Source organism: Streptomyces sp. CBMA291 (genome assembly GCF_014596525.1).
Lineage (GTDB): Bacteria > Actinomycetota > Actinomycetes > Streptomycetales > Streptomycetaceae > Streptomyces.
Genome location: NZ_MSJP01000022.1, coordinates 90,853 through 110,728 on the forward strand (window position 1 = coordinate 90,853; position 19,876 = coordinate 110,728).

Annotated in this window: 16 protein-coding genes and 2 pseudogenes; 12 read left to right on the forward strand and 6 right to left on the reverse strand. The window is 72.7% G+C overall.

The genetic code is table 11. The annotated features are described in order from the left end of the window. Positions 1-69 precede the first annotated feature (69 nt). The 4 genes from BU197_RS06160 (at position 70) to fabF (ending at position 3,685) form a co-directional block, all read left to right on the forward strand. Positions 70-987 (forward strand): ACP S-malonyltransferase, encoded by a 918-nt coding sequence (locus tag BU197_RS06160; RefSeq protein ID WP_188267183.1) that lies wholly within the window; start codon positions 70-72, stop codon positions 985-987. Positions 988-1,005: 18 nt separating this feature from the next. Further along, positions 1,006-2,037 (forward strand): ketoacyl-ACP synthase III, encoded by a 1,032-nt coding sequence (locus BU197_RS06165; protein WP_188267184.1) that lies wholly within the window; start codon positions 1,006-1,008, stop codon positions 2,035-2,037. 57 nt (positions 2,038-2,094) lie between these two features. Continuing rightward, a complete protein-coding gene (locus tag BU197_RS06170) occupies positions 2,095-2,343 on the forward strand; it encodes an acyl carrier protein (RefSeq protein WP_188267185.1) in 249 nt (82 codons plus the stop codon). Between the two features lie 79 nt (positions 2,344-2,422). Beyond that, positions 2,423-3,685, forward strand: coding sequence for a beta-ketoacyl-ACP synthase II (gene fabF / locus BU197_RS06175; RefSeq protein ID WP_188267186.1), 1,263 nt, complete (start codon positions 2,423-2,425; stop codon positions 3,683-3,685). A gap of 166 nt (positions 3,686-3,851) precedes the next feature. On the opposite strand, the gene BU197_RS06180 is transcribed toward fabF, so the two are convergent. Further along, positions 3,852-4,346 (reverse strand): DUF3145 domain-containing protein, encoded by a 495-nt coding sequence (locus BU197_RS06180; RefSeq protein ID WP_188267187.1) that lies wholly within the window; start codon positions 4,344-4,346, stop codon positions 3,852-3,854. 261 nt (positions 4,347-4,607) lie between these two features. On the opposite strand from BU197_RS06180, the gene BU197_RS06185 reads away from it, so the two are divergent. Further along, positions 4,608-5,486, forward strand: coding sequence for an SGNH/GDSL hydrolase family protein (locus BU197_RS06185; RefSeq protein ID WP_188267188.1), 879 nt, complete (start codon positions 4,608-4,610; stop codon positions 5,484-5,486). Positions 5,487-5,588: 102 nt separating this feature from the next. On the opposite strand, the gene BU197_RS06190 is transcribed toward BU197_RS06185, so the two are convergent. Beyond that, positions 5,589-8,135, reverse strand: a complete 2,547-nt coding sequence (locus BU197_RS06190) for a beta-glucosidase family protein (RefSeq protein ID WP_188267268.1) — start codon at positions 8,133-8,135, stop codon at positions 5,589-5,591. A gap of 103 nt (positions 8,136-8,238) precedes the next feature. On the opposite strand from BU197_RS06190, the gene BU197_RS06195 reads away from it, so the two are divergent. Together BU197_RS06195 and BU197_RS06200 are read left to right on the forward strand one after the other, a co-directional pair. After that, a complete protein-coding gene (locus BU197_RS06195) occupies positions 8,239-8,856 on the forward strand; it encodes a TetR/AcrR family transcriptional regulator (RefSeq protein ID WP_188267189.1) in 618 nt (205 codons plus the stop codon). After that, a complete protein-coding gene (locus tag BU197_RS06200; RefSeq protein ID WP_188267190.1) occupies positions 8,853-9,566 on the forward strand; it encodes a carbon-nitrogen hydrolase family protein in 714 nt (237 codons plus the stop codon). The genes BU197_RS06195 and BU197_RS06200 overlap by 4 nt, the downstream gene beginning before the upstream one ends. A 211-nt stretch (positions 9,567-9,777) precedes the next feature. Here BU197_RS06200 and BU197_RS06205 read toward each other — a convergent pair whose 3' ends face one another. Beyond that, positions 9,778-11,964, reverse strand: a complete 2,187-nt coding sequence (locus tag BU197_RS06205; RefSeq protein ID WP_317452203.1) for a M4 family metallopeptidase — start codon at positions 11,962-11,964, stop codon at positions 9,778-9,780. 147 nt (positions 11,965-12,111) lie between these two features. Here BU197_RS06205 and BU197_RS06210 point away from each other — a divergent pair, with 147 nt between their 5' ends. Next, the gene (locus BU197_RS06210) at positions 12,112-13,074 is read left to right on the forward strand and encodes a LysR family transcriptional regulator (protein WP_188267191.1); all 963 of its coding nucleotides are present in this window, start codon (positions 12,112-12,114) and stop codon (positions 13,072-13,074) included. A 186-nt stretch (positions 13,075-13,260) separates the two neighbouring features. Here the strand turns inward: BU197_RS06210 and BU197_RS06215 are convergent, their stop codons facing one another. The 3 genes from BU197_RS06215 to BU197_RS06225 all read right to left on the reverse strand — a co-directional run bounded on the left by BU197_RS06215 (position 13,261) and on the right by BU197_RS06225 (position 15,776). Next, positions 13,261-14,121 carry an EI24 domain-containing protein gene (locus BU197_RS06215; RefSeq protein ID WP_188267192.1) on the reverse strand — a complete coding sequence of 287 codons (861 nt, stop codon included), beginning with the start codon at positions 14,119-14,121 and terminating at the stop codon, positions 13,261-13,263. Between the two features lie 147 nt (positions 14,122-14,268). Next, entirely contained in the window at positions 14,269-14,691 is a 423-nt protein-coding gene (locus BU197_RS06220) for an organic hydroperoxide resistance protein (RefSeq protein ID WP_188267193.1), read from the reverse strand. A 65-nt stretch (positions 14,692-14,756) separates the two neighbouring features. Next, positions 14,757-15,776, reverse strand: a complete 1,020-nt coding sequence (locus tag BU197_RS06225; protein WP_188267194.1) for an NADP-dependent oxidoreductase — start codon at positions 15,774-15,776, stop codon at positions 14,757-14,759. A 118-nt stretch (positions 15,777-15,894) separates the two neighbouring features. On the opposite strand from BU197_RS06225, the gene BU197_RS06230 reads away from it, so the two are divergent. From BU197_RS06230 to BU197_RS06245, 4 genes and pseudogenes are all read left to right on the forward strand, one after another. Next, entirely contained in the window at positions 15,895-16,341 is a 447-nt protein-coding gene (locus tag BU197_RS06230; protein ID WP_188267195.1) for a MarR family winged helix-turn-helix transcriptional regulator, read from the forward strand. A 146-nt stretch (positions 16,342-16,487) separates the two neighbouring features. Beyond that, positions 16,488-17,519: pseudogene (locus tag BU197_RS06235) on the forward strand (rod shape-determining protein); the annotation flags it as partial. A 244-nt stretch (positions 17,520-17,763) separates the two neighbouring features. After that, complete coding sequence (locus tag BU197_RS06240) at positions 17,764-19,332, forward strand: GAF domain-containing protein (protein WP_188267196.1); 1,569 nt, start codon at positions 17,764-17,766, stop codon at positions 19,330-19,332. 31 nt (positions 19,333-19,363) lie between these two features. Continuing rightward, positions 19,364-19,795, forward strand: a pseudogene (locus BU197_RS06245) (capsule biosynthesis protein CapD); the annotation flags it as partial. Between the last annotated feature and the right edge of the window lie 81 nt (positions 19,796-19,876).

Genomic DNA, 19,876 nt, shown 5'->3' on the forward strand with positions numbered 1-19,876 from the left:
ATTCCCCCGACGGTTCTTCGTCCTTGTCCCCACGGGCGCTCGGAGCCGTCCCCAAGAGAGAGTGTGAGGGTGCTCGTACTCGTCGCTCCCGGCCAAGGCGCCCAGACGCCCGGCTTCCTGACCCCCTGGCTCGAACTCCCCGGTGCCGCCGACCGCATCGCGGCCTGGTCCGACGCCATCGGGCTCGACCTCGCCCACTACGGCACGAAGGCGGACGCGGACGAGATCCGCGACACCGCCGTGGCGCAGCCGCTCCTGGTCGCCGCCGGCCTGCTCTCGGCCGCCGCGCTCGGTGACGTCTCCCCCGGCGTCGTCGCCGGTCACAGCGTCGGCGAGTTCACCGCCGCCGCGCTCGCCGGTGTCCTCGACGAGGCCTCCGCGCTGCGTCTGGTCCGGACCCGGGGCCTGGCGATGGCCGAGGCCGCCGGAATCACCCCGACCGGCATGTCCGCGCTGCTCGGCGGGGACCCCGAGGTGACCGTCGCGCATCTGGAGAAGCTCGGTCTGACCCCCGCCAACGTGAACGGCGCCGGGCAGATCGTCGCGGCCGGCACCCTGGAGCAGCTGGCCGCCCTGGAGGCCGACAAGCCCGAGGGCGTCCGCCGGGTCGTCGCGCTGAAGGTCGCCGGAGCGTTCCACACCCACCACATGGCCCCGGCCGTGGCGAAGCTGGAGGAGGCGGCCCGCGCGCTGTCCCCCGCCGCCCCCGCCGTCCGCTACGTCTCCAACAAGGACGGGCAGGTCGTCTCCGACGGCGCCGAGGTCGTCGCCCGTCTGGTCGGCCAGGTCGCCAACCCGGTCCGCTGGGACCTGTGCATGGAGACCTTCCAGGCGCTCGGCGCGACCGCCCTGGTCGAGGTGTGCCCCGGCGGCACCCTGACCGGCATCGCCAAGCGTGCTCTGCCGGGGGTGGCCACGGTCGCCCTCAAGACCCCCGACGACCTGGACGCGGCCCGTACGCTCATCGCCGAGCACCCGGCCGTCTGACAAGGAGTGTCGAGAAGCATGTCGAAGATCAAGCCCAGCAAGGGTGCCCCGTACGCGCGCATTCTCGGTGTCGGCGGCTACCGCCCCACCCGGGTCGTGCCGAACGAGGTGATCCTCGAGAAGATCGATTCGTCCGACGAGTGGATCCGCTCGCGCTCCGGGATCGCCACCCGGCACTGGGCCTCGCCCGAGGAGACCGTCGCCGCCATGTCGGTGGAGGCCTCGGGCAAGGCCATCGCCGCCGCCGGGATCTCTCCCGAGCAGATCGGCGCCGTCGTCGTCTCCACGGTCTCGCACTTCAAGCAGACCCCCGCCATCGCCACCGAGATCGCCGACCGGATCGGCGCCGGGAAGCCGGCCGCGTTCGACATCTCCGCCGGCTGCGCGGGCTTCGGCTACGGCCTGACCCTCGCCAAGGGCATGATCGTCGAGGGTTCGGCGGAGTACGTGCTCGTCATCGGCGTCGAGCGGCTCAGCGACCTGACCGACCTTGAGGACCGCGCGACGGCCTTCCTGTTCGGCGACGGCGCCGGAGCGGTCGTCGTCGGCCCCTCCGACGAGCCGCACATCGGCCCCACCGTCTGGGGCTCCGAGGGCGACAAGTCCGAGACCATCAAGCAGACCGTGCCGTGGAACGAGTTCCACGTGGGCGACGTCTCCAAGCTCCCCCTCGACAGCCAGGGCGACATCAAGTTCCCCGCCATCACGCAGGAGGGCCAGGCGGTCTTCCGCTGGGCCGTCTTCGAGATGGCGAAGGTCGCGCAGCAGGCTCTGGACGCCGCCGGGATCTCCCCGGACGATCTGGACGTCTTCATCCCGCACCAGGCGAACATGCGGATCATCGACTCGATGGTGAAGACGCTCAAGCTGCCCGAGCACGTCACGGTCGCCCGTGACGTCGAGACCACCGGCAACACCTCCGCCGCCTCCATTCCGCTCGCGATGGAACGGCTCCTGGCGACCGGCCAGGCCAAGAGCGGCGACACGGCGCTCATCATCGGCTTCGGGGCGGGTCTCGTCTTCGCCGCGTCGGTCGTTACCCTCCCCTAGGCACACCGGATCTCTCCGGCACACCGTTTACCAGCAATCACAAGAAGGAGCGCCACCATGGCCTTCACCCAGGAGCAGGTCGTCGAGGGTCTCGCCGAGATCGTCAACGAGATCGCCGGCATCCCCACCGAGGACGTCCAGCTGGACAAGTCCTTCACCGACGACCTGGACGTCGACTCGCTGTCCATGGTCGAGGTCGTCGTCGCCGCCGAAGAGCGCTTCGACGTCAAGATCCCGGACGAGGACGTCAAGAACCTCAAGACCGTCGGTGACGCTGCCGACTACATCCTGAAGCACCAGGCCTGATTCGGCCTCCGCTGACCCGGCCCGCCACCCGGCGGTGGCGCCGAACTCCGACCAACACACACATGGAGAACGAATTCCTGTGAGCTCGACCAATCGCACCGTGGTCGTTACCGGTATCGGCGCAACCACACCGCTGGGTGGCGACTCCGCGTCGACCTGGGAAGGTCTTCTCGCGGGGCGCTCCGGCGTCAAGCCCCTGGTGGGCGAGCGCTTCGCGGAGCTGCCCGTCAAGATCGCCGCGACGGCCGCCGTCGACCCCGGTGACGTCCTGCCCCGTCCGCTCGCCCGCAAACTGGACCGTTCGGCGCAGTTCGCGCTGATCGCCGCCCGCGAGGCCTGGGCCGACGCGGGATACACCGCGCCCGCCGGCGAGGACGAGAAGATCGCCCCCGAACGGCTCGGTTCCGTCATCGCCTCCGGCATCGGCGGCGTGACCACCCTGCTCGACCAGTACGACGTGCTCAAGGAGAAGGGCGTCCGCCGCGTCTCCCCGCACACCGTGCCCATGCTCATGCCCAACGGCCCCTCCGCCAACGTGGGCCTCGAAGTCAACGCGCGAGCGGGTGTCCACACCCCGGTCTCCGCGTGCGCCTCGGGCGCCGAGGCGATCGGCTACGCCGTCGAGATGATCCGCACCGGCCGTGCCGACGTGGTCGTCGCCGGTGGCACCGAGGCCGCGATCCACCCGCTGCCGATCGCCGCCTTCGCCAACATGATGGCGATGTCCAAGAGCGAGGGCGACCCGACGAAGGCCTCCCGCCCGTACGACACGGGCCGTGACGGCTTCGTGCTCGGCGAGGGCGCGGGCGTCGTCGTCCTGGAGTCCGAGGAGCACGCGAAGGCGCGTGGCGCTCGGATCTACTGCGAGGTCCTCGGCCAGGGCCTGTCGGCCGACAGCCACCACATCGCGCAGCCCGAGCCGACCGGCCGGGGCATCGCCGCCGCGATGCGGCACCTGCTCGACTCCACCGACCTGAAGCCCTCCGAGGTCGTGCACCTCAACGCGCACGCCACGTCGACCCCGCAGGGCGACGTCGCCGAGATCAAGGCGCTGCGCGACGTCCTGGGCGACGACCTCGACCATGTCGCGATCTCCGCGACGAAGTCGATGACCGGCCACCTCCTCGGCGGCGCGGGCGGCATCGAGACCGTCGCGACGGTCCTGGCGCTGCACAACCGGCTGGCCCCGCCGACGATCAACATCGACGACCTCGACCCGGCCGTGGACGCGGACATCGTCCGCGACGAGCCCCGCGAGCTGCCGCAGGGCACGATCGCCGCGATCAACAACAGCTTCGGCTTCGGCGGCCACAACGTCGTCCTGGCGTTCCGCACGGTCTGATCCGCCCCCGGGCGTCGTCCGACCCGCTCAAGGCCCGCCCCCGGCACCGGGGGCGGGCCTTCGCCGTACGTACGCGGACCCCGGGCTGTCGCCGTGCGTACGCGGACCCCGGGCCTTCGCCGTGCGTACGCGGGTCCGGCCCGGGTCAGCGGGTCCGGTGCCGGGGTCAGACCACCTGGTGGAGCCAGCGGACGGGGGCGCCCTCGCCCGCGTACCGGAAGGGTTCGAGTTCGTCGTCCCAGGGCTTGCCGAGGAGCTTGGCGATCTCGGACTCCAGCCGTGTCTCGCCCTGCACGGAGCGGGCGAGGGCGGCTCTCAGCCGGTCCTCGGGGACCAGGATGTCGCCGTGCGGCCCGGTGACGGCGTGAAAGATGCCCAGGTCGGGGGTGGCGCTGTAGCGCTCGCCCTCGGCGGTGGCGCAGGGCTCGGCGGTGACCTCGAAGCGGAGCATCTGCCAGCCGCGCAGTGCGGAGGCGAGTTCGGACGCGGTGCCGGTGCGGCCCCGCCAGGAGAACTCCGCTCTCCAGGTGCCGGGGGACGCCGGCTGGCGGATCCAGTCGAGCTGGACCCTCGCGCCGAGGACACCCGCGACCGCCCATTCGACGTGCGGGCACAGCGCGCGCGGCGCGGAGTGTACGTACAGGACTCCACGTGTCGTCACCGGGACCTCCAGTGTGGGACGAGGGTCGCCTTTCTCCAGCGGCCACAGTAAACAGCATCAGGATCAGAGCATCGCAAACCCTCAAAAAGGGGACAGCATGTGACGTGATGTAATTTACCGGAGCCGCTCGGCGAAGGGTGCCTCTGGTTCGACGGGGGAAAAGCTACCGTGCCGCACCGCCCCCGGGGTGGCGTACGGTCGGTCCGTGTGCGGGTGAACACGAAGCTTTCACCCGCCAGGACGCCGAGGGAAGGCCGGGGGATGCGTGTGGGACGCCGATTCCGTACGGCGGTCGCCGCCGCCACGGCCGCGCTGCTGTGCACGGGGGTGCTCGCGGGCTGCACCGCCGGGGAACCGGGGGTGCGGAGCGCCCCGCGCGCGACGCCGGTCCCGGCCCCCGTGTGGAACGTCTCGCCGTCCTCCGTCGCCGCCGTCGGGGACTCCGTGACCCGCGCCTTCGACGCCTGTACGGTCCTTTCGGACTGCCCCGAGGTGTCCTGGGCGACCGGCACGGACGCCGAGGTGAACAGCCTGGCGATGCGGCTGCTCGGCCCCTCGAAGGTGGCCGGCCACAGCTGGAACCTGGCGAAGACGGGCGCCCGGATGGCGGAGCTTCCGGCGCAGATGGCGGAGGCGGCGGCCCAGCGCCCGGAGCTGGTGACGGTGATGATGGGCGCCAACGACGCCTGCCGTCCGACGCCGGACCTCATGACGCCGGTCGAGGATTTCCGGGCGTCCTTCGAGACGGCCCTGTTCCGGCTGCGGAAGGGCGCCCCGAAGGCCCAGGTGTACGTGGCGAGCGTGCCGGATCTGATGCGCCTGTGGTCGACGGGGCGGGTCGATCCGGTGGGGCGGCAGGTGTGGAAGCTGGGGATCTGCGGCGCGATGCTCGCGGACTCCCAGGACCTGGGACCGGCGGCGGAGCGGCGGCGGGCCGAGGTGCGGGACCGGGTGGTGGCGTACAACCGGGTGCTCGCGGAGGTGTGCGCGAAGGATCTCCGCTGCCGGTACGACGACGGGGCGGTCTTCGGTTTCCACTTCGGCGGCGAGCAGCTGAGCCCCTGGGACTGGTTCCACCCGAGCAAGGAAGGCCAGGCGCGGCTCGCGGAGCTGGCGTACCGGCGGATCACGACGGCCTGAGGCCGCTCCCCCGGAGACCCCGGGTACTCCCCCGGCACCCGGCACCCGGCCCCCGGCACCCGGAGCCCTGGTGCGCGGGCTCCGGGTGCCGCCGTCCCGGTGTCAGATCGTCAGGCGTGCGCCGAGCCTGACGTCGTGCAGGGAGTGCGCGGCGAGGATCTCGTAGTCGCCGGGGACGGGGGTCCAGCCGTGCGTCTCCTCGTCCCAGATCTCGAAGGCGCGGCGGGGCAGCGTGATCTCGGTCTCGACGCTCTCCCCGGGGCCCGCCTCGACGCTCGCGAAGCCGGCGAGCCAGCGGGCCGGGCGCTCGGCGGGGTCGTCCACGGGGGCGAGGTAGATCTGGACGACCTCGCGTCCGGGCCGGTCGCCGGTGTTGGTGAGGCGGACGGTCGCGGTGCCGGGGCCGGTGGCCAGCGTGTCGTACGTCCAGGTGGTGTAGCCGAGGCCGTGGCCGAAGGGGTACGCGGGGGCGGCCGGGGCGCGGTCCCAGGCACGGTAGCCGATGAAGAGGCCCTCCTCGTACTCCAGTCGGCCGTCGACGGGGGCGACCCGGGTGACGGGGGCGTCGGCGAGGACGGCGGGCCAGGTGGTGGGGAGGCGGCCGGCGGGTTCCTCGGCGCCGGTGAGGACGTCGGCGAGGGCGGCGCCGCCTTCCTGGCCGGGGAACCAGCCGAGGAGGACGGCGGCCACGTCCTCGCGCCAGGGCAGTTCGACCGGGGAGCCCGCGTTGACGATGACGACGGTGTTCGGGTTGGCGGCGGCGACGGCCCGGACCAGGTCGTTCTGGCGGCCGGGGAGGGCGAGGCCGGTGCGGTCGAAGCCCTCGGACTCGACGCGTTCGGTGGTGGCGACGACCACGACGGCGGTGTCGGCGGCGCGGGCGGCCTCGGCGGCCTCGGCGATCAGTTCGTCGGGGTCGCGGCGGGGGCCGAGGTGGACGAAGGAGAACATGACGGCCGGGAGCGGGGAGGCGAAGCCCTTGTCCAGGACGTGCCGGAGGGAGACCTCGACGGTCTCGCCCTCGGTGAGCACGACCTTGGCGCGCTCGACGGGGGCGCCGAAGAAGGCTTCGAAGGGGTCGGTCTCGGGGCCCATGGCCTGGACGCCGTCGAAGACGGTGGTGCCCGCGACGGTGAGGGTGAAGGCGCCGAGTCCCCGGGTGCCGAAGGAGTGCGCGCCGGACTCGCGCGGGGTGAAGGTGCCGACGATCTCGACGGAGGCGAGGTGCTCGTGGGTGACGCCGTCGGGGAGGTCGCCGCCGATCCACTGGACCTGTCCGCTGGGCAGGGAGCCCTCGCCGAGGAGCCGTCCCTCGGCGTCGCGGCAGCGGGCGCGGAGGGTGAAGCCCCGGTCGGCGGGGGTGAGTTCGTCGCTGGGGTCGGCGCCGACCGCGTAGGAGAGGGTTCCTTCGGGGAGGGCGGCGGCGAGGCCGTCGAGCGGGGAGACGACGTGCTCGGGGAAGACCTGGGCGGAGCCGCCGCCGAGGATCCGGGCGTCGCGGGCGGCGGCGCCGGAGAGGGCGACGGTGCCGGGGCGCAGGGGCAGCGCTCCGTTCTCGTTGCGGACGAGGACGAAGCCCCGGTGGGCGATCTCGCGGGCGAGGGCGGAGCCGTCGAGGGCGGCGGGCGGGGTGGCGACGGCGGGCGGGGCGCCTTCGAGGGCGCCGACGCGGGCGGCGAGCCGCAGGACGTTGCGGACGGCGGTGTCGACGGCGGACTCCTCCGCCTCTCCGGCGCGGACGGCGGTGGCGAGGGCTTCGCCGTAGACGGTGACGGGGCCGGGCATGGCGACGTCGAGGCCGCCCTCGATGCCTCCGGTGGTGGAGCGGGCGGCCATCCAGTCGGAGACGTTGAAGCCGTCGAAGCCCCACTCGCCGCGCAGGACCTCGTTGACGAGGTGGTGGTGTTCGGTCATGGTCACGCCGTTGACCTGGTTGTAGGCGGTCATGATGCCCCAGGGGCGCGCGTTCTCGACGATCGCCTCGAAGGGGGCGAGGTACAGCTCGCGGAGCGGGCGGGGGGCGACCCGGTTGTCGACGGTGAAGCGGTCGGTCTCGGCGTCGTTGGCGACGAAGTGCTTGACGGTGGTGCCGACGCCGCCGTCCTGGACGCCTTGGACGTAGCCGGTGCCGATGGCCCCGGTGAGCAGCGGGTCCTCGCTGTACGCCTCGAAGTGGCGGCCGCCGAGGGGGGAGCGGTGCAGGTTGACGGTGGGGGCGAGGGCGACGTGGACGCCCTTGCGGCGGGCCTCCTGGGCGAGGAGGCGGCCGGCCCGGCGGGCGAGGGCGGGGTCCCAGGTGGCGGCGAGCGCGGTCGGGGAGGGCAGGGCGACGGAGGGGTCGTCGGCGGTCCAGCGGACGCCCCGGACGCCGATGGGACCGTCGGACATGACGAGGGAGGCGAGGCCGATCTCCGGCAGGGCGGGCAGGGTCCACATGTCCTGGCCCGCGAGCAGCCTCGTCTTGGTGTCGAGGTCGAGCCGGGCGAGGGCCGCCTCGACGACCGCCTCGCGCAGGGCGTCCCCGTTCACGTCCGGGTCCGGGTCCGCGATGCCCACCGGGTCCACCGAGCCCACCGGGTCCGCCCCGGCCGTCCTGTCCGCTGTGTCCGTCACGTCCGTACCTCCGTGTCGAAGTGCTGGTGCGATCATCATGAACCCGAACTTCTGTAATCCGGTAGGCAATGTGATCTTTTCGTTACCTTGTCGATGGCGTACGGTCCTGGGGACGGAAGCTGCGAAAGGAGCCGGGCCGATGGCACGGGCGCGGAGTGAGGAACGGCGGGCGGAGATCCTGCTCGCCGCCCTGGAGGTGATCGCCGAGCGCGGCTACCGGGGTGCCGCCCTGGGCGCGGTCGCCGAGCGCGTCGGCCTGACCCAGCAGGGTCTCCTCCACTACTACCCGACGAAGGAGGCCCTGCTCGTCGCCGTCCTGGAGGAGCGCGACCGCTGGGACACCAGTGGCGGCCGGGACCGCGAGAACTGGCGGCTCGACCTGCTCGACTCCCTCGTCGAGTACAACGCGATGCGGCCCGGCATCGTGCAGACCTTCTCCGCGCTGCTCGGCGAGAGCGTGACGGAGGGGCATCCGGCCCGGGAGTTCTTCACCGACCGGTACACGCAGGTGCGGGGCGATCTGGCGCGGATCCTGCGCCTGGAGTTCGGCGACCTGCTGCCCGGCGGCCTCACCCCCGAGCGGGCGGCGCCGCTGCTCACGGCGGTGATGGACGGCCTTCAGTACCAGTGGCTCCTGGACCCCTCGGCGGTCGACATGCCGGGCGCCTTCCGCGACTTCCTGGCCCTGCTCGGCCGGGGCGGGGCGACGGACGCCGAGGACGGCGGGGCGGGGCGGTGCGGGACAATGGCGGCATGATCGTCGCCGCCTCCCAGTTCGCCCCGGCCGCCGGGGATCTCGAAGCCAACGTACGGACGGTCGCGGAGCTGGTCCGCTCCGCCGGAGCCGAGGGCGCCCGCCTCGTCGTCTTCGCCGAACTCTGCCTCACCGGCTACGAGCCCTCCCTCATCCGGGAGACCCCCGCCCTGGTCCTCGACGAGGACGATCCCCGGCTCGACCCCGTACGGGAGGCCTGCCGCGCGGTCTCGGCGGCGGCGGTCGTCAACGGGCCCGTACGGACGGACGACGGGCGCCCGGCCCTCACCACCCTGGTGATCGGCCCGGACGGCTCGCTCCTCGCCCGCTACGACAAGCAGCACCTCCACGGCACCGAGCGGGAGGTCTTCGTCGCGGGCTCCGAGGACGGCCGGTTCGCTCTCGACGGCCTCCGGTTCGCGACCGCCACCTGCTACGACAACCGGTTCCCCGCACTGGCCGAGCGGGCCGCGGCCGACGGCTGCGCCGTCTATCTGGCCAGCTCCGTCCTGGTCACCGGGAACGACTCCCTGGAGAACGTCTACCCGGTGCGCGCCCGGGACTTCGGCCTGCACGTGGTCCTCGGCAACACCCTGGGGTCCAACGAGGAGGGCGAGGGCATCGGCTTCTCCGGAGTCTGGGGCCCGGACGGCACCCGCCTCGCGGACGCGGGGGGCGTGGACGTGGGCTTCGCGCTGGCCCGGATCGGCTGAGCCTCCCGAGGCCGGGCCCGTGCCCCCGGAGGTCGTACCCCTGGAATCGGGTCCCCCCGGGGGCGGGTCACGGTACGGCGAAGCGCCCCGGGGCCGTGTGGGGCGGCCCCGGGGCGCTTCGGGTGGAGCCGGGCGGCCGTGGGACATACGGCCGCCCGGCTCCGGGGAAGGTGTCACGGAACCCCCGGTCCGCGACACCGTCCCGCCCCCGTTACGGGGCGGTCAGACCCAGCGTGTAGGCGCCGGAGCCGCTGTACGCGTGGACCACGTACCGGTAGTAGCCCGCGGTGCCGTAGTAGCTGGTGTTCTCGTCGGCGGTCGCCGTGCCGCCCACGGCCACGTCCACCCAGCTCGCGCCGTTCCACTTCTGGAGGTACAGGTCGAAGTCCGCACCGGCCGGGCCGCGCAGGCAGCCCACGTGGGTGCCCGAGGTCGCCGAGTAGTAGTACGAACCGTCCGGCTGCGCCACGGCCTGACCGGCGGTCAGCGAACCCTGGTAGGTGTTCTGCGTGTTGTTGCAGCCCGTGGGCGGGTTCGAGGTGCCGACCGACAGCTGGTAGGTGACGGTGTGGGTGGCGGAGCCCGTACCGGTGACGGTGATCGGGTATGTGCCGTTGGCGGTGCCCGCCGCGACCTGGACGGTCATCGTGGACGAGGCGCCCGAGGTCACCGAGGAGGGGCTGAAGGAGACCGTGACCCCGCTCGGGGCGCCGCTCGCGGAGAGCTGGACGGTCTGCGCGCTGCCGCCGGTGGTGGAGGTGCTCACCGTGGAGGTGAGGGAGGCACCCGCCTGGACCGAGCCCGAGGACGGGTTCAGGGCGAGCGAGAAGTCCGGCGTGCTGGTGCCGCCGCAGTCGGTCTCACCGGACTGGGCCGGTACGCCGATCGCGTTCCAGGCGGCCTTCACCGCGTTGCACTCGACGCTGCCGTAGGTGTTCTTGGCGCTGGTCAGGGTCGCCTTGCGGGCCGCCAGGTGGTTCCACGAGGAGGTCTTCATGAGCAGCGCGCCCATGAAGATCTTGCCCGCCTTCTGGATGCCGACACCGGTCACCGAGGACGGACCGCCGGAGCATATGGGGCTGTTGGGCTTGCCGCCGCCCGGGTTGGAGCCCTCGGCCAGCAGGTAGAACCAGTGGTTCTGCGGGCCGGCCGCCGCGTGCACCTCGGTGTTGGAGCTCAACTGGGTGTAACAGTTGGGGGCGTTGTCGGCGAGCGACGGGTTGTACATGTACCGGATCGGCTTGTTGTCGCCGAGGAAGTTGAGCTTCTCGCCGACGGTGTAGTCCGGGGTGTCGTTCGGGTTGTTGGCGTAGTGCTCGGTGAGCGCGCCGAAGATGTCGCCCGTCGACTCGTTCATGCCGCCGTTCTCGTTGGACGAGCCCGCGCTGCCCGGCGTCTTGTCGAAGATCTCGTGACCGTACTCGTGCGCCACCACGTCGATGCCGGTGAGCTGCATCGTGCCGTTCTGGTTGCGGCCGTACGTGGTCTTCGTGCCGTCGTAGTACGCGTTGACCTCGCTCAGACCGGCGCGCGCCGGGACGAGACCGCCCTGCCCGTTCTGGCCGTTGTAGCCGAACCACTCCTTCAGCATGGAGTGTTCCTTCTGCGCCGCGTACATGATGTCGACGCAGGCGGTCACGAGGTCGTTGGCGCCGCTGTTGCCCCACGGCGAGGAGCCCGTGTACGCGCTGCCGTTCTGGCCGCCGCACTTGAAGGAACCGCGCGTGGTGTCGGTCATGGAGCTCGCGGCGGTGTCGATGGTGACATTGCCGTTGTGGTAGCCGCGTCCGTCGGCGTGCAGGACCTTGTCGACGGCCTGGGCTACGGCCCCGGTCCGCGCGTCCACATAGGTGTCGAGCGCGCTCGGCAGGTCCTTCGCGGTCCGGCCCACGACCCGGGTGTGCCAGGTCAGCACCGCCTTGCCGCCCTTCAGCAGCACGGTCAGCTCGGGGGCGCTCGCGCTCTCCACCGCCGCCAGCTGCGCGCGGGCGGTGGCGAGGGCGGCGGCGGAGGTCACCTTCGCCTTGGTGGAGAGCCGCAGCGCGGGCGCCGGGGCTCCGGTGACCTCGCGGACCTTGCCCGAGCTGTCCGAGACGACGACCGCGTCGCCGCCGACGACCGGCAGACCCCGGTAGGTGCGCTCGTACGAGGCGTAGTACAGGCCGTTCGCCCACGGGGTGACCGACGTGCGGACCAGCTCCTCGTCGGCGCCGTGCCGCAGCTCGTCGAGACCGCTGGCGGCGGCGTCGTCGGCGGCGGCGAGGGCGAGGGACTTGCCGTGGCCCGGGGGCACGGGCTGCGACTGCGGGACCGCGTGGGCGGTGCCGGCGAAGGCGGTGGCGAGGCTCGCCGACAGCGCCAGGGCGGCCACGGTCGCCGTGAGTCTGGTGGGGTGCACGTCTGCTCCGATCGGGGTGGGGATCGTGGTGGGGGAAGACGGATCGTCGCGCCGAGTATGGGCGTGGACATGGCTAGTTCGGGACATCTCACGCGGCATAAGACGCGGGTTATGGTGCGGTCGCGCGGCGCCCCTTACGCTGCTGAAATGCAGCTGGAGTTGAGGCATCTGGAGGCCGTCTGCCGGATAGCGGAAGCGGGCAGTCTGGGGCGCGCCGCCGGGCGCCTCGGGGTCTCGCAGCCCGCACTGTCCGCGCAGCTCCGGCGCATCGAACGGGTCGCGGGCGGCGAGCTGTTCCTGCGCAGCAGGCACGGCGTGGAGCCCACCCCGCTGGGCGAGTTCGTCCTGTCGAAGGCGCGGCTCGTGCTCGGCGAGATGGACGCGCTCGCCGCCGGTGCCCGAGCCGCCGATCCGGGCACCGCGCTGCGCCTCGGGTGCATCCTGCTGGTCCTCGTCGACGGACTTCTCGGACAGCTGGAACGGATCATGGCGGGGCAGGACATCTCGGTGACCGTGGAGCACTCGGCGACGACGCTGACCCGGCAGCTGGGCGCGGGACGGTACGACGCCGTGCTGTACGGCGAGGTCAACGAGCACGAGGTGACCCTGCCGGAGGGCACCGCCGCGCGGACCGTGGTCGCCAAGGAACCGTTCTGCGTGCGCCTTTCGCAGGCGCACCCGCTGGCGGGCCGGGACCGGATCGACCTCGCCGACCTGGCCGGGGAGTCCTGGATGTGCCTCGTGGAGGAGGACGACGGCGGGCCGGAGGCGCTGATCGCCGCGTGCGCCCGGGTCGGGTTCACCCCGTCGCTGCGCCACCGGGTGCCCGACCGGAAGATGCACTACGCCCTGATCGCCTCGGGCCGGGCCATCTCACTGACCCAGCCGACGGCCCCGCACGCCGAGGGCACGGTCCTGCGGCCACTGGAGGGCGATCCGGTCCTGGGCCGCATCCGGGTGGCCTGGAACAAGGCGGCGGTCTCCGCCCGGCACGCGGAGCTGCTGTACCGGGCGGCGGTGCACGCCTACCTGGCGAACGTCGACAACAACGCCTTCTACCGGGCTTGGTGGGACGCCCGCCCGGAACTCCACCCGGTGCTGGAATTCTGACCCGGCCTGGGGCCGGGGGGCCGGGGGGGTCCGGGGGGGGTGAGGCCGGGGGCGACTCGGGCCGGGGCGGCTGAGACTGGAGGGGATGCGGGCCGGGGAGGACCGCCGGGTCGGCCGGGTCGGCCGTGCCTGCCGGGTCGGCGGCGGGGCCGGGCTTGGGGCTGGGGCTTGGAGAAGGGGCTCCGGTCAGGCCGAGGTGGGGCCTACGGAGTCGGTGAGCCCAGTAGAGCCGGTGGGCCCAGTAGAGCCGGTGGGCCCGGCAGCGGTCGTCCGGTCGGCGTCGGCGCGGTTTTCCCGGTCGTCGGCGGAGGCCTCGCCTCGCAGGTCTCGGGCCATCAGGGTGGCTCCGGCGACCGCGCCGGGCATCAGGAAGACGGCGACGAAGGGCACCAGGAAGGCGAGGGTCAGCGGTACGCCGAAGCCCAGCGCGGCCCCCCGGCGGCTCCTCAGCAGCCGCAGCCGCTCCTTCAGTTCGACGTCCCTGCGCTGGAGGGCGACGGCGGTCAGCTCCTCGGTGAGGAAGAAGCCGGAGACGCAGAAGCCGAGGGCGGGCACGACGGTCTGGCCGACGACCGGGATGAACCCGCAGGCGAAGAGGAGGACTCCGTAGAGCGCCACCCGCAGCAGGATGCGGAGGCTGTCGCGGGCGGAGATCCACAGCTCGCGCCAGAGCGGCAGCCCCGACTCGGGGACCTCGCCGCCCTCGCCCCGGTCGACTTCCTGGGAGAGCGCGTCGTAGAAGGGCTGGCCGACGAGGAGGGTCACGGCGGTGAAGGTGATGACCGCGAGGAAGAGACCGAAGGCGAAGACGAGGGCGGTCAGGGTGCCCCGGAAGATCCCGAGCCAGGGCGAGGACCAGTCGTCGGCGAACGGGGTGGCCCAGATGGTGAGGTCGTCGGCGCCGTAGCCGAGACCGACGAGCGCCCCCGCGTACAGCACCAGCGTCACGAGGCCGGGCAGCAGCCCGATTCCCAGCCACCGTCCGCGCCGCGCCACCCACTTCTGGCCTTGCAGCAGATAACCGAAACCCACCCCGAGATCACGCATGGGGGCCACTGTATCGGTGGAGGTCAGGGGTGTCGGGGGGCGTCCGACGGGCGGGGATCGGGCCCTTGGGGCCCGGAGGCGACGGGGCGGCGGGGGCCGCACCCCCGCGCGGGGGTACGGTCCTCGCCAGGTGCGTCGGGGCCGTGATCAGACGGCCAGATCGACCGTGATGTTGCCCCGGGTCGCCTTGGAGTACGGGCAGACCAGGTGGGCCTTCTCGACGAGGTTTCGGGCCCTCTCCGGGTCCATCCCGGGGATGCGCGCGGTGATTCTGACGATGATGCCGAAGCCCTCGTCGTTCTTGCCGATGCCGACCTCGGCGGTGACCGTCGAGCCGGTGATGTCGGCCTTCTCGTTGCGGGCGACGACTCCGAGCGCGCCCTGGAAGCAGGCGCTGTAGCCCGCCGCGAAGAGCTGCTCGGGGTTGGTGCCCGTACCGGAACCACCCATGGCCTTGGGCGGGTTGACGATGACGTCGATCTTGCCGTCGTCGGTGGAGACGCGGCCGTCCCGCCCGTTCTCGGCGGTGGCGACGGCGGTGTAGAGGACTTCGGAACGCTGGATCGGCATGGCCGGTTGCTTCTTTCGGGAGTTCGCCGCGACTCGCGCCCACGACCGCGACGGCTGGGGGAAGACTAGCGGGTCAGCGAGACGATCATCTTTCCGGTGTTCTCCCCGCGCAGCATGCCGAGGAAGGCGTCCACCCCGTTCTCGATGCCCTCGACGAAGGTCTCGCGGTGCTTCAGCTCGCCCGAGGCGAGCCAGCCGCCGACCTCCTCGACGAAGCGGGGCCGCAGGTCGTAGTGGTCGCTGACCAGGACACCCTGGAGCCGCAGCCGCTTGCCGATGAGCATCGCCATATTGCGCGGCCCCGGCGTCGGCTCGGTGACGTTGTACTGGGCGATCATGCCGCAGATGGTGGCGCGGCCATGCACGTTCAGCAGGGAGATCGCCGCTTCGAGGTGCTCGCCGCCCACATTGTCGAAGTAGACGTCGATGCCGTCGGGAGCGGCCGCGCGCAACTGCTCCTCGACCGGGCCGTTCCGGTAGTTGAACGCGGCGTCGAAGCCGAGTTCCTCGACGAGGAACTTCACCTTCTCGTCGGAGCCGGCCGAGCCGATGACCCGGGAGGCGCCCTTGAGCCGCGCCATCTGGCCGACCTGGCTGCCGACGGCGCCCGCCGCGCCGGAGACGAAGACCGCGTCGCCCTCCTTGAAGGAGGCGACCTCGAAGAGGCCCGCGTAGGCCGTGAGACCGGTCATGCCGAGCACGCCGAGATAGGCGGAGAGGGGCGCGAGCGCCGGATCGACCTTGGCCGCCTGCCGCGCCGGGACCTCCGCGTACTCGCGCCAGCCGAGACCGTGCAGGACGTGGTCGCCGACGGCGAAGCCCTCGGCGCGGGAGGCGACGACCTCGCCGACGGCGCCGCCGTCCATGGGGCGGTCGAGCACGAAGGGCGGCATGTAGGACTTCACGTCGTTCATCCGGCCGCGCATGTACGGATCGACGGAGAAGTGCAGGTTGCGCACGAGGACGTGGCCCTCGGCGGGCTCGGCGACCGGCGTCTCGCGGAGGGCGAAGTCCGACGGCACTGGCCAGCCGTGCGGACGGGCGACGAGGTGCCACTCACGGCTGGACGCGGGAAGAACGGACATGGGCACGGCCTCCAGGGCGAAGCTTCGGGGGAAGCTCCGGATCACAGGTGTTTCACTTACTGAAACAATCATGAGCCTCTATATTTCATGTTGTCAAGTATCTGGGTAGACTGGAGCCATGCCCACCCCACGGACGGACCCCCTGACCCTCGAAGTCGTCGAGCTGATCGGCACGGTCGTCGCGCGCTACTACGAGGAGTACGAGCGGGCCGCCGCTCGGCACTCGCTGACCGGCGCCCAGGCTCGCGTCCTCGGTCTGCTCTCGATCGACCCGCTGCCGATGCGCCGCATCGCCCAGAAGCTGAAGTGCGAGCCGTCCAACATCACCGGGATAGTGGACCGTCTGGAGGCCCGCGGCCTGGTCGAGCGCCGCCCCGACCCGGCCGACCGGCGCGTGAAGCTGGCCGCCCCCACGGAGGAGGGCCGGGCCACCGCCCACCACCTCCGCGAATCCCTCCACTTCGCCCGCGAGCCCCTCGGCGACCTCACGGAGGTCGAGCGGGCCCTGCTGAGAGACCTCCTGAAGCGGATGCTGGGCGAGGTCCCGGAGCCGGGTCCGCGCTGACCCGACGGGGACCGGGCCCGTGCGCACCGGGCCCCCGGGCGGCTCAGCCCAGCGCGCGCCGCGTCACGGACGGCCGGACGATGCCAACAAGACCGCGTACCGCGCGGCACCTGGTCCGTGCCAGCACCGCCCCCGGAGGATCCGCCGTGACCGTCAGCCTGGAACAGCTGCGCCGCTGCCATGTCGCCGTCGATCTGGGTGCCGCCCGCACCCGGGTCTTCGTCAAGGGCGCCGGGCTCGTCGTCGACGAGCCGAGCGTCGCCGCCGTCAACACCCGCACCGGAGGGCTGATCGCCGTCGGCGCGCTGGCCGAGAAGATGACCGGCCGCACCCCCGACTACATCCGGGTCGTCCGCCCCGTCTCGGGCGGCACGGTCGTCGACATCGAGATGGCCCAGCGGATGCTCCGCCACCTCCTCGGCGAGAAGCTGCGCCGGCAGTTGCGCCGCAAGCCCCGGCTGCGGGCCGCCGCCTGCACCCCGCACGACAGCGATCCACTGGCCCAGCGCGCCGCCGTGGAGACCCTCGTCGGTCTCGGCGCGCGCCGGGTCGAGCTGGTCGACACCCTGATCGCGGCGGCGGTGGGCTGCGGACTGCCGGTCGAGCAGCCCACCGCCACCATGATCATGGTGTGCGGGGCGGCGACCACACAGGTCGCGGTGCTCTCGCTCGGCGCGATCGTCACGGCGGTACGGCTGCCGGTCGGCGGCGACGCCATCGACCACGCGGTCATCCAGCACCTGCGCCACCACCACGAGCTGATGCTGCCGAGCCAGTCGGTCCGCCCGCTCCAACTGGCCCTCAGCGGCAACGGTCTGACCCCGCACGGACCGGCGCGCACCGAGATCCACGGCCGGGACGTCGCCACCGGGCTCGCCCGCTCGGTGACGGTCGACACCGCCGCCGTACGGGAGGCCATCCACACCCCGCTGACGGCGGTGCTCGACGGCATCGGGAAGATCCTTCGGGACTGCCCGCCCGATCTGGTGGCCGACCTCGCGGACCGGGGCATCATGATGGTCGGCGGCAGCGCCCTGCTGCCCGGTCTCGACCAGATGCTGCGCGAGGCGACGGGCATGCCGGTGCACATCGCCGAACGCCCCGACGTCTGCGCGGTCCTCGGGCTCGGCGCGATGCTGGAGGGCAAGGTCCAGCCGATGATCCTCGACCCGCTGGCCGTACGGGACCCGCTCGCCGACGACGACCCGCCGACGAAGCACGACACCCCGGCGGACGGCTTCCACGCGTACGGCACGGGCGACCCGCACGGCACGGACGACACGGACGACACCACCGGGCCTCGAACCGGCGACTCCCGAACCGGCGGCTCCCCGGCCGGCGGCTCCCCGACCAGCGGCTCCCCGGCGTCCTCCCCCCGGGATTCCCTCGGCGAGAAACCATGATTCATACGACAATGAGGGCATGACGATCACGGATGAGGACACGGGTACGGAAACGGGCGAGCCCCGTCTGCCCGTCCTGCTCGACGCCGTCCTCAGCGTCGGCACGGACCTCGAACTGCGGGCCACGCTCCAGCACATCGTGGACTCCGCCGCCGAGCTGACCGGGGCGCGCTACGCGGCGCTCGGCGTCGTCGACTCCGAGCACCCCCGCCTCACCGAACTCTTCACCTCCGGTCTGACGGAGGAGCAGCGCGGCCGTATCGAGCGGTTCCCCGACAGTCACAGCGGGCTGCTCGGGGTTCTCGTCGAGGACCCCCGGCCGTTGCGCCTCGACGATCTGACCGCCGATCCGCGTTCCTCGGGCGTCCCCGAGGGGCATCCCGGGATGCGTTCCTTCCTCGGTGTCCCGATCCGGGTCCAGGAGCGGGTCTTCGGCAATCTGTACCTCACCGAGAAGCGGGCGGGCGGCTTCACGGAGGAGGACGTCGTCCTGCTGCGCCTCCTCGCCTCCCAGGCGGGCATCGCCATCGACAACGCGCGCGTGTACGAGGCGGCCCGGCAGCGGGAGCGCTGGATCGAGGGCGCCGCGGCGGTGACCACGGCCCTGCTGACCGGCCAGTCCGCCGAGGAGGCGCTGACCACCGTCGCCGAACAGGCCCGCATCCTCTCCGGCGCCTCGGCCGGAGTGGTCCTCCAGCCCACCCCCGGCGGCGGCATGGAGATCGTCGCCGCCTCCACCCGGGACGACCCGGGGGAGCTGGTCGGCACCACGATCGCGCCCGGCTCGCCCGTCCTCGTCCAACTGCTCGGCGGGGAGCCCGTCTTCATCGAGGACTCGGCGACGGACCCCCGGATGACCACCCCCGTACGGTCCCGGTTCGGCCCCTCGATGATGCTGCCGTTGCAGAGCGGCGGAAAGCTCATCGGCACCCTCGCCCTCCCCCGGCGGCGCGGCGGCCCGGCGTACTCGTCCGTGGACCGGCTCCTCGCCTCGCAGTTCGCCTCGCAGGCGGCGCTCGCGCTCGTCCTCGCGGGGGCGCGGCAGGACCGGGAGCGTCTCGCGGTCTTCGAGGACCGCGACCGGATCGCCCGTGACCTGCACGATCTGGTGGTGCAGCGGCTCTTCGCCACCGAGATGATGCTGGAGTCCACCCGGCGGCGGGCGGCGGGCTCCGCCGAGGACGACGCACTGCTCGGGCGGGCGGTGGACGAGCTGGACTCGACCATCCAGGAGGTCCGTACGACCATTTTCGCGCTCCAGCAGCCGCCCGCCGACGCCCCGGCCTCCTTCCGGGGCAAGGTGCTGCGGGAGACCGGCGGGGCCGCCGCCCTGCTCGGCTTCAAGCCGTCGGTGCACTTCTCGGGCGCGGTGGACACGCTCATCGACGAGGAGGAGGCGGGGAAACTCCTCGCCGCGCTGCGCGGGGCGCTCGCCACCGCGCACCGGAGGCCCGGGATCGGCGCGATCACGGTCGAGGTCTCGACGGGCCCCGGGGGCGCCCGGCTCCGCGTCACGGACGACGGCGCGCCCCCGACGACGGTGACCTGGCCGACGGCTGCCCCGGCGGACGCCCGCGCGTTGACCTGAGGTCCGGTCGGGATCCCGGCGTGTTCCGACGGGCGAGTCGGTGCTCGCTCCGTACGCCGACACCGCGCTGCCCACGGTCCACCCCGCGGACATCGCGGCGGTGGCGCGGGGGGGCGCTCGCCGAGCCCGGCCGCCGGGGGGGCGTACGTAGGCCCTGACCGGTCCGGCGCCGGTGTCCGCCCGGCAGCAGGTCGCGGGCATCGCGACGGTCCTCCGGCGGGAGGTGCCGTTCGCCGAGACCGGCCGCCCCGAGGCGCGCGACCGGTCGGCGGCCGTCTTCGGGGAGGCCGCCGCCGACGCGGTGCTCGACGTCACGGGCGTTGACGTCACGGGCGGCGACGTCACGGGCGGCGACGTCAACGCCGAACTCCTCGCGGTACGCGACACGGTGACCCGGGTCACCGGCGCCCCCGCCAGAACGTTTCGGCAGTGGGCCGAGGAGCACGCCGGCGCCTTCCGCTGAACCCCCGCCCCGGTCACCATACGAGAGCGCGCCTTCACCCCGACGCGCCTCACCCCGACGGAGCAGTCCCGCACGCCCCTC